Annotated in this window: 10 protein-coding genes and 3 pseudogenes; 7 read left to right on the top strand and 6 right to left on the bottom strand. The window is 70.4% G+C overall.

Going from position 1 to position 8823, the window contains the following annotated elements; all coding sequences use genetic code 11:
- Positions 1-318 (bottom strand): annotated as a pseudogene (locus P3T39_RS33965) (IS1380 family transposase); the annotation flags it as partial.
- A 100-nt stretch (positions 319-418) separates the two neighbouring features.
- A complete protein-coding gene (locus P3T39_RS33960) occupies positions 419-784 on the bottom strand; it encodes an ATP-binding protein (protein ID WP_280703131.1) in 366 nt (121 codons plus the stop codon).
- 864 nt (positions 785-1648) lie between these two features.
- On the opposite strand from P3T39_RS33960, the gene P3T39_RS33955 reads away from it, so the two are divergent.
- Together P3T39_RS33955 and P3T39_RS33950 are read left to right on the top strand one after the other, a co-directional pair.
- Entirely contained in the window at positions 1649-2932 is a 1284-nt protein-coding gene (locus tag P3T39_RS33955) for a vanadium-dependent haloperoxidase (protein WP_280703130.1), read from the top strand.
- Positions 2933-3147: 215 nt separating this feature from the next.
- Positions 3148-3483: a hypothetical protein gene (locus tag P3T39_RS33950; protein WP_280703129.1), complete on the top strand. Its 336-nt coding sequence runs from the start codon at positions 3148-3150 to the stop codon at positions 3481-3483.
- Here the strand turns inward: P3T39_RS33950 and P3T39_RS33945 are convergent.
- Positions 3390-3611: pseudogene (locus P3T39_RS33945) on the bottom strand (IS110 family transposase); the annotation flags it as partial. The gene P3T39_RS33950 and the pseudogene P3T39_RS33945 sit on opposite strands and share 94 nt — an antisense overlap.
- Positions 3518-3790 carry a transposase gene (locus tag P3T39_RS33940; protein ID WP_280703133.1) on the bottom strand — a complete coding sequence of 91 codons (273 nt, stop codon included), beginning with the start codon at positions 3788-3790 and terminating at the stop codon, positions 3518-3520. The gene P3T39_RS33940 and the pseudogene P3T39_RS33945, both read right to left, overlap by 94 nt.
- Positions 3791-3846: 56 nt before the next feature.
- On the opposite strand from P3T39_RS33940, the pseudogene P3T39_RS33935 reads away from it, so the two are divergent.
- The 5 genes and pseudogenes from P3T39_RS33935 to P3T39_RS33915 form a co-directional block, all read left to right on the top strand.
- Positions 3847-4053: pseudogene (locus P3T39_RS33935) on the top strand (transcriptional regulator); the annotation flags it as partial.
- A 336-nt stretch (positions 4054-4389) separates the two neighbouring features.
- A complete protein-coding gene (locus tag P3T39_RS33930) occupies positions 4390-5004 on the top strand; it encodes a transposase (protein ID WP_280703128.1) in 615 nt (204 codons plus the stop codon).
- 359 nt (positions 5005-5363) lie between these two features.
- Positions 5364-6257, top strand: a complete 894-nt coding sequence (locus P3T39_RS33925; RefSeq protein WP_280703127.1) for a methyltransferase domain-containing protein — start codon at positions 5364-5366, stop codon at positions 6255-6257.
- Between the two features lie 126 nt (positions 6258-6383).
- Positions 6384-6644 (top strand): hypothetical protein, encoded by a 261-nt coding sequence (locus P3T39_RS33920; RefSeq protein ID WP_280703126.1) that lies wholly within the window; start codon positions 6384-6386, stop codon positions 6642-6644.
- A complete protein-coding gene (locus tag P3T39_RS33915; protein WP_280703125.1) occupies positions 6641-6772 on the top strand; it encodes a hypothetical protein in 132 nt (43 codons plus the stop codon). The genes P3T39_RS33920 and P3T39_RS33915 overlap by 4 nt, the downstream gene beginning before the upstream one ends.
- Positions 6773-7101: 329 nt before the next feature.
- Here P3T39_RS33915 and P3T39_RS33910 read toward each other — a convergent pair whose 3' ends face one another.
- Positions 7102-7746 (bottom strand): dihydrofolate reductase family protein, encoded by a 645-nt coding sequence (locus tag P3T39_RS33910; protein ID WP_280703124.1) that lies wholly within the window; start codon positions 7744-7746, stop codon positions 7102-7104.
- Positions 7747-8034: 288 nt separating this feature from the next.
- Positions 8035-8613 (bottom strand): hypothetical protein, encoded by a 579-nt coding sequence (locus P3T39_RS33905; protein WP_280703123.1) that lies wholly within the window; start codon positions 8611-8613, stop codon positions 8035-8037.
- Between the last annotated feature and the right edge of the window lie 210 nt (positions 8614-8823).

Here is an 8823-nt window from a genome sequence, read left to right as displayed (position 1 = left end):
CGAGCGTAGGAACGTGCCCAGGGTCGAGGGCGCGCGCACGCCGGTGAAGAGCCTGCCCATCGCGCCGTGCCGCAGCCGGTCCACATCGTCGATGCTGTCCGCCCCCGCGCACATCGCCGCCACCAGCGTCATCGCCTTCGCATCCGGGTTGGCCCCGCCGCTGTTGCCTGCGCCGTCGATGCGCAGCCTGGCCGCGACCATCCCCGGCAGGCCGGTCCGCTCGGCCAGGCGGACCAGCGGGACCAGCCCGGCATCCACGACCAGGTTCGACTCGTCGAAGGCAGCGCGGACCGCCGCGACGGCATGGGAAGATTGCATCTCGCGGATGTTCTCTCGATCTGTGGACTTGGAACTGTAGGAAGAACCATCATCCCAGGTCAGAGGGCATCCGCGCCCTCATGTCCAGGCCCTGGACCGGCTATTGACCGGTGGATCCGGGCTGAAGGCAGGCGTGGACTTCGCGACCCTCCGGAGCTTGGTGGACCTCGGTCGATTGTGCGAGGAACTCGACGATACCGTTGCCACGGCCGTGTTCGTCCGGGGCGATGTGATGGCTGGGGCGGTCTACGTCAGCTCCGGAGTCGACGACCACGATGTGCAGCACGTGGTGGTCGAGAGCCAGCTGCAGCGTCATGCACTCGTGGCCGTACCGGGCGGCATTGGCGGCGAGTTCGTCGACGATGAGGACGGCGGAGTCCCGCTCGTCCTGGGGAATGCTCCAGCTTTCCAGCAGGTCCGCCGTGAAGTGACGGGCGGCGGAGACATGTGCTTCCTGCGCCGGCAAGGTGAGCAGCGCCTGGTGTCGGCAGCAGCCTCGCGGAGGCGGCGCACCCGTGATGGGTGTGAACCGGGGATGCTGCGGGCTTCGGCGTGCGGCGTGGACACGAGCGTCGCGGACACGGCGGGAGTCTGTGGGGAGTAGCCGGGTCATCTCAGCTCACTCCTTGCGGATGGGAGGGGCAGGGGAGGAGATCTCGTGAATACCAGCGCTTGTTTACTTTCACGCGCGGCAGGCGCCATGCGGTTCGGCCCGTTCATGCCTCCGGAGTTCGCCAGTTGGTGGGCACACTCTCGGCGACGGGTGGATCGAGGTTTCGGTGACCCTCCGTGGCCCTGGCACGGAAAGTGATCCAGAACCCAGATCGGGCCGCCGCCGACAAGCTGTCGTTGCGGCACGGCGAGTTGCTGTCGGAGCACCCGGGTCCCTGCGTTCCCGATCGCTCATCGCATATGCCATAAACCTCTGAAATCTCGTAAAAGGTGCTTACACACCGAACCGCACGGCCCCTGGCATCCGTGGAACCTGACGAGCACCGATCCCCGGGATCCCCCTCCTCCCCCCGTCCCGCAAGGAGTGAGCCGAGATGACCGAGATGGTTCCGGCGCCCCTCAGGGCCCCCACCGCGCGGCCGGTCACGCCCGCGCTGACCCGGAAACCGTGCACGTCTTCGACGCCGGGTCCCGGCACGGAACACCGGCCGGATGACCGACCCCCACCCGGCCCGCCTCGCGGGCTGATCAGTAGAGAGCACACACCCATGTACCTGAACTCCCTGGTCCGCAGCGGCCCAAGTGGTGCACCCGGGTGGTCCAAGCGTTACGGCCACCTGTTGCCACGGCCCGCCACCAGCGAGAAGGAGCCACCGAAATGAGTGGAAAGCAGAAGACACTCGCCGTCCTGACCGGGACCGTGCTGGCGGCCGGACTCACCAGCCCGGCCTTCGGTTCCACCGCCACCGCCACCCAGTCGCCGACCACGAGCACCGCCGCTGCGGGGTCCGGCAGGTCGGTCGTGGAGTGGAACCGCGAGCTCATCGGCATCCTGAGCGATCCCAAGGCTCAACCGTCCACCGTCCACCCCACGCGCAGCTTCGCGCTGCTCCAGGCCGCCGAGTACGACGCGGTGGTGTCGATCACCCGGGCGGACCCCCCGTACGTGTTCTCGGTGTCGGCACCTCAGGGTGCGCGTGCGGACGTCGCGGCGGACCAGGCGGCCCACGATGTGCTGGTCGCCCTGTACCCCACCAAGCGGGCAGGCGTGGATCAGCAGCTGAGCAGCCAGTTGTCCGCGATCGCCGACGGCGCCGGCAAGCAGGCGGGCATCGGCGTGGGAGCAGCGGTCGCGCGCCAACTGATCAGCCTGCGGTCTACTGACGGGTCCTCGACCAAGGCGCCGCCGTTCACTCCCGGCAGCCTGCCCGGTGACTACCGGCCCACGCCGCCCGCCTTCCCCGCACCGGTGTTCAGCAACTGGGGCTCGGTCAAGCCGTTCGTGCTGACCAGCGGTAGCCAGTTCCGCCCGGCAGCGCCGCCGGCCGTGAGCACCGCCGCGTACGCGTCCGCCCTGAACGAGGTCAAGGGCCTGGGCAGCAAGACCAGTACCACCCGCACCCCCGATCAGACCGCGGCCGCGAAGTTCTGGGCGGCGACGCCCGTCTGGAACGTGTGGAACCAGGTCGCGCAGGGCCTTGTCACCTCCCAGAACGCGAGCCTGGCACAGGCGGTGAAGGTCTTCGCCCGGCTCGACCTGTCGCTCGCCGACACCGCGATCGCGATGTACGACGCCAAGTACGTCTATCACGTGTGGCGGCCCGTGACCGCCATCCGGCTCGGAGGTGCGCACTACAACCCGGGCATCGTCGGCGATCCCAACTGGACCCCGCTGCTGCCGACCGCCCCGGATCCGTCCTACCCTGGCGCTCACGGTGCTCTCAGCCAGGCCGCGGCGACGACGCTCACCGGGCTCTACGGCGCGCAGCACCAGCTCGCGGTGACGTCGAACGGTGTCACCCGAACCTTCGCCGGCTTCCAGGCCGCGGCCACCGAAGCCTGGCTCAGCCGGGTCTGGGGCGGCCAGCACACCGCCGTCGACAACCAGGCCGGCCAGCAACTCGGTACGCAGGTAGCCGATTTCGTGGCGCACCACCTCTGACCGCCCACACCCGCGCGGCGTCAGGGCGCGGTGACAAGGAACCGGCTGTACCCGACACGTCGGGTACAGCCGGCCGCCGTAACCTGACCGAGCGGATTGCGCTCCTCCGCGCCGGCGGCCATCCGCAGGCAGAGGAGCTCGTCGCGGCCCCGGAGCAGGTGGAGGCCGAGGGAGACGCCCGGCGCTGCCCGCCCGTACTGCGACTGAAGGTCACCTTGAAGCGGAACCCTTTGGTCTGGCGACGGGTGGAGGTCCCCGCCGATGCCACCCTCGGTGAACTGCACGGGATCCTGCGGGTGCTGATGGGCTGGGGCGACGACCATCTGCACGTGTTCGAGGTCGCCGGGCGGCACTACGCCGACCCCTTCCGGCGCCCGGAGGACGCCGGGGACGAAGACTGCCTGGAGCCGGACGAGGCATTCGCCCGTGCGTGGTCTGCCCGGAGGATCGCCTACACCTACGACAGGGCCCACAGGACGTTCACCCGTCGGCGGGCCGGAGCAAGGACCGCCTGGACGTGTCTCTTGCCCTCGGCGCGCTTGCGTTCGTAGAAGCGTCGGGACGCGTCACAGTTGCGAATAGTGATCAAGGCGGATGTGTAGAACACGCGTTGCAGGCCGCGGTGGTAGCGCCGGGGCCGGTGCAGGTTGCCGCTGATGTTGCCCGAGTCCCGGGGAACGTGGCGTCCTTGGCGTCGGTCTTTCCCATGCCGCGGTAGCCGGCGGAAGCGCGGTTGACTGCCAAACCGGGGATGTAGACGAGCTGCTGGTCGTGGTTGAGCAGGATGTTGATCCACAGCGCGGCCATGCCGTCAGCGACGTCAACCGCCCAGACCACGTCCTCGTCGAGGGCCAGCACGTCGGCGAGCAGGGCCAGGAGTTCCGGCTCGTCGTTCAGGACCCGCCGCGACAGCCGCCGAGCGCGCGGTGTGGCCACTGGAGGCGTTCTACCTCTTTGACGCGGCCAGCTGCTCGGTGGAGACCCTGACGGCGGAGATCAGCGTCACCCAGCCCCGCGAGCTCGCGGACTACGCGAAGGCGTTCACCGAGCTGTCGCAGATGACCGTGCACGGCGAGGCCGCCCGCCGGCTGATCACCGACGCCATCGACGCCCTCGCCTGAATGCCCGCAAGAACTCGCAAGTGCGTTGAGTGATAACGCAGTTACTCCCTGCTGTCGTTGATGCCACTCCGTAGGAAGTGAACCGGGGGCGCCCCCGGTCCTGGGGCCTGCGGAGCGGTGACCGCCCGTGTGGAGAGGAGCCGGAGATGGAGACGGTCGCGAATGATGGAGGGCGTGGAGGTGGCGGTGGTGGTGACGGTGGTGACGGGCACCCCGGGGCGCCCTGGACGCCGCCGTCCGACCCGCCGTCCCCCGACGGCACCACGCCCCCTGGCGATGGAGGGCACCGGAAGTGACGCTCGCGCCTGAGCAGGAGGGCCGCCCCGCGCCGGGGCGGTGACCGGGCTGCGCAGGATCGAGCGGGCCCGCGCCGCGGTGCGCCGCCACGTGTGGCGGATCCTGGCCGACCGGCCCGAAGGCTTCCCCGAGGTGGTGGTGGACGGGGTGGAGCTGACCGGATGGACGGTCATCGACACCGACGGCTCCCTGATCCTCGCGCCCTCGGACAAGGACGGCGCGTGCGGCACATACAAGGGCTCCTTCGGCCACCATGTGTTCCTGGCGGTGTGCGACAACACCGGTGAGGAACTCGCGCAGCTGCTGCACCCGGGGAACGTCACCGCCAACGACACCGGCGTCAACATCGATCTGCTCGTGCGGGCGGTGGCCCAACTTCCTTGGTGGCGAAGGCAGAAGGCCCTGGTCCGGACCGGCTGGCTGACCGCCACCGCGATCGCCTGCGACCTACGCGCCTGGCTCCAACTGCTCGCCCTTGACGGTGACCTGGCCAAAGCCACCCCCAAGACCCTGCGCTACCGCATCCTGCACGTCCCGGCCCGGCTGGTGCGCGGTCAGCGTCGTCGACGCCTGAAGATCCCTCATTCCTGGCCCTGGGCCGGCGCCATCGTCCAGGCCTTCCACCGGATCCAGGCCTTGCCCAGGCCTACTTGACCTGCACGAACCACCCCGCCGAGCACCCAGAGGAGGACCCGGCAGTCTCCGGGCCCGTGGAACCCGGCGTCCCCGGCACGACAGCCGACGCGCAGCCCTACCCGATACCCCCCCCCGGGAACCGGCGAAAGCGACATCACGGGCACATGCTCAGCCGACCATCGCCATGAAACAGCGAGGCCGGTCAGCGCGCTGTCCCTCGCCTGGTGCGCTGGCTGTGGGGGCTGAATACATGTACCCCTTCCGGCGCGTGACGGTGCAGAACCGTGCTGTAGGACGTGCGGGGTTCGCTGGCTGTGTGAGATATCCCTCTCCCGTCGTCGTGGCGCTGGTGGCCTGGGGAGGTTGACCATGTAGTCATGACCTCCTCGCCCCGCCCGCCGCAAGTCGTTGGCCGACCGGATCCGATAGGCGGGACTACCGCGCTCGGTGGAGAGTCTGCTCCCGCCCGCGGGTATCTGCTGGACAACGCGCGCGCCGAGGCGGGCGAGCGATTCGTTTGGCTGGCCGAGCTGTTCGACGGTGTGACGCGCGGGCACTTCGATCGACTGGGGGTCAGGGCTGGCTCGCGCTGCTGGGAAGTGGGGGCCGGTGGCCCCGGTATCCCGGAGGCGCTCGCGGCGGCCGTCGGTCCGACCGGGCACGTGCTGGCCACGGACATCGACCCGTCGTGGCTGAAGGCAGGCGACGGGTACGAGGTGCGCCAGCACGACGTCGCCGCTGATCCGCCCCCGGGGCCGGGGACGTTCGATCTGGTGCACGCCCGGCTCGTGCTGGTCCATGTACCGGACCGGGCTCGGGCGTTGGCCACGATGGCGGCAGCGCTACGGCCCGGCGGCTGGCTGCTGGTCGAGGACGCCGATACCGCTCTGCAGCCTCTGGCATGCCTGGACGACAGCGGCCCTGCGCAGCGGCGGGCCAACCGGCTGCGCGACGCGGTCCGGGAGCTGCTGGCGCGCCGCGGCGCGGACCTGCGCTACGGCCGGACACTGCCGCGGGCATTGCGTGAGGCCGGCTTGGTAGATGTCGCCGCGGCGGGCTCTTTCCCGGTCGGCGGGCTGGCCTGCGACCGGCTGGAGGCGGCGACCATCCGGCACGTGCGCGGCGAGCTGCTCGCGGCCGGCCTGGCCGACGACGCCGAGATCGACGCGCACCTGGCCGCCATCCACGCGGGCAAACTCGACCTGACACTCGCGCCGCTGATCTCGGCCTGGGGACGCCGTCCAGCCGAGCACCCTCCGGCACTCGGTTAGGTGCGGATCCAGGCGTTGTCCGACCTGCCCACAGCGCTGTTCGTCGAGGGAGGCCAGGCAGCTCGCGCAGGTGCGCGCTGCGCGTCACCGGAGCTGGGGCCAGCCCGCGCACGGGCTTCGAAGATCATGCCGCGATGGCCCACGACGGCCGCCAGGACGGCGAGCCAGGGCGACACCGCCCAGGAGCTCCAAGACCTCGAAGCGGCGTGGGAGCTGACGCCGGCGCGGTGGCGCTGCGCCCACTGCCGGGACCGGATCACCGGCGAAGGGCACACCTGGTTCGGTCCGCTGCCGGAGCCCGGCCAGGACCCGGGCGCCGTTCCGCGTTTCCACATCGACCGTGACCCGTGCCGGGCTGCGGGCGGCTGGCCGCCGATGGCCCGGTGAGAGGTGTCGGCTCCGCGCCCGGGCCTGGCGTCGCCCTGGTGGCCTGCGGCTGCTTCTACCCGGGCGGCCGGTTCTGGTACGAGCCCGATCCCGCCGGCACCTGGCGCTGGAGCGGCGACCCGCTCTGAGTTGCCACGCCCCGGTCAGCTGGCCGCAGCGGTCCTCTGTGCCTCAATCAGCCGCAGCTCCGCGATCTGGGCGTTGACCTCGTCCAGCTCCCGGGCCTCGGGGGAATCGCCGCGCTGGAAGGTGACCTCTCAGCGCAGGTCTCGCGCCCGGTCGTGGAGGACCTGCATCTGCGGGGACAGCGGGGCGGGCTCGTGGCGGCGCGGAAGGACGGCAGTCGCATCGCCCCAGGTTAGAGACCTGCGCTGGCGTCTGTTCCTGCGGGGCCGGCCGCGGCCTGGACCGGACGGGCCGGCCGCCACTGCTTGACATCCCTGAGTGAGCCCTCGTGTCACTTTCGCCAGAACAGGTGGTGCGTTACGCCGCTCGGGCTGGGCACGACCTCAAGGTGGAACCGGTCGAGCAGCTCATCGGGTGACTCCCAGAGTCGTACTCCGGACCCGAGCTTCACCGGCGAGACCGCCACATGCATGGTGTCGACGAGGTCGGCGTCGAGGAACTGCCGGATGGTGGTAACCCCGCCGCCGAGTCGGACGTCCTTGCCCTGCGCCGCTTCCCGCGCCTGCTCGAGGACCGTGGCCGGGTCGCCGTCGACGAAGTGGAACGTGGTGTCGGAGAGCGAGAACGAAGGCCGCTTGTGGTGGGTCATGACGAACACCGGGGTGTGGAACGGGGGCGCCTCGCCCCACCAGCCGAGCCAGTCATGGTCCTGCCAGGGCCCGCGCTGGGGTCCGAACTTGTTGCGGCCCATGATCTCGGCGCCGATGTTGTGGGTGAAGTCCCGCGTGAAGTAGTCGTCGAGACCGCGGCTCCCGCCGGGCTCGGTGCGGTTGGGCCAGCTCGCCGTGGCGCCGGCCCAGGAGAAGAGCCTCTCGGGATCGACATGACCGAATGGCCTCTCGAGGGTCTGGTCCTCACCGGCACCGATCCCGTCACTCGAGACGGTGATGTTCTGGACTCTCAGTAGCTGAGCCACGTGTTCCTCCTGTGTTGTCGATAACGGTAGTGAGAAGAGCTGCTCACAGCCGTCCAACGCTGCTGGGGGCCGCTGGATACGGGTGGCGTCAGGTCGTGCCGGTGCGGCGTCCCCGGCCGGGGCGGCTGCGCTGGGCGGTGCGGACCTGGTCGGCGTCGTAGAGGGCCTGGAGGCGGCCGGCCTTGCTGGGGCGGTGGTCGGCGGCCGTGACGCCCCAGCGGGACAGGGTGTGTCGGGCGCTGTCGGCGGAGGAGGCGCCGATCAGGTCGGCGACAGCGGCGGTGGTGATCAGGTCGCGGGGCGCGGCCGCGGTGGCGGCGATGACGGCGTCCAGGTCGATGCTGTGGACCGCGCCGCGGACGTCGGCGTCGATGGCGGGGTGGGGTGGGGTCCGCGCAGTTCGTCGCCGTCGAGGGCGAAGCCTCGCGGCAGGACGGCGGCCACCGCGTCCCGATAGTGCTGGCTGACGAGGTCGACCACGGTGGTGTCGGCGCCGAAGTCGCCCTGGACGAGGGAACAGCGCAGGGTGGGGAAGTCGTAGCGTCCGGTGGCGTGCAGGGCGTCGCAGTGGTCCCGGACCCACCGGTCCGGCGCGGCGCCCACGGTGACCTCCGGGGCCTGGTCGCCGGTGATCGAGCGCCAGGTCGCGTACAGCCGGCTACCTCCGGGACCAAGCCGGTAGGGGGCGGCGATCTGCCAGAAGTAGGCGGCGCCGTCGCCGTCGGGGCCATCGACGGCGCGTTCCAGGACGCCGCGGTGCAGCTCCAGCAGTGCCTGGCGACCGCCGTCGGCGGGGACCAGGCACTCGCCCTGGACGGCCAGATCCGACGCGGGGCCATAGCGCCTCGTGGCGCACTCCTGTGACAACGAAGATGGACCGATTGCCACCGAAGTTGGACCAACGCCGGTTTGTGTGTGCCGGGACACGGTGGATGTCACCCGGACATGGTTTCTGTCACCACGAGCGGCGACATACGTACAGCCCGATTGAGCCGGGTGTCCTGTCGCGTTGAAGCTGTCGGATTCCCACTCGTTCTCGTTCGTGCCGGCAGTTTCTCGGTTCGGTGGCTCTTGAGC

This window comes from Kitasatospora sp. GP82 (assembly GCF_029892105.1).
Taxonomy (GTDB): Bacteria; Actinomycetota; Actinomycetes; order Streptomycetales; family Streptomycetaceae; genus Kitasatospora.
The sequence above is the reverse complement of the archived record's forward strand: the minus strand, read 5'-3'. Positions and strand labels throughout refer to the sequence as shown.

Bases quoted from the DNA above. Each gene is read 5' to 3' on its own strand.
- P3T39_RS33955 (WP_280703130.1), top strand. From the start codon at position 1,649: ATGAGTGGAAAGCAGAAGACACTCGCCGTCCTGACCGGGACCGTGCTG.
- P3T39_RS33925 (WP_280703127.1), top strand. From the start codon at position 5,364: ATGACCTCCTCGCCCCGCCCGCCGCAAGTCGTTGGCCGACCGGATCCG.
- P3T39_RS33920 (WP_280703126.1), top strand. From the start codon at position 6,384: ATGCCGCGATGGCCCACGACGGCCGCCAGGACGGCGAGCCAGGGCGAC.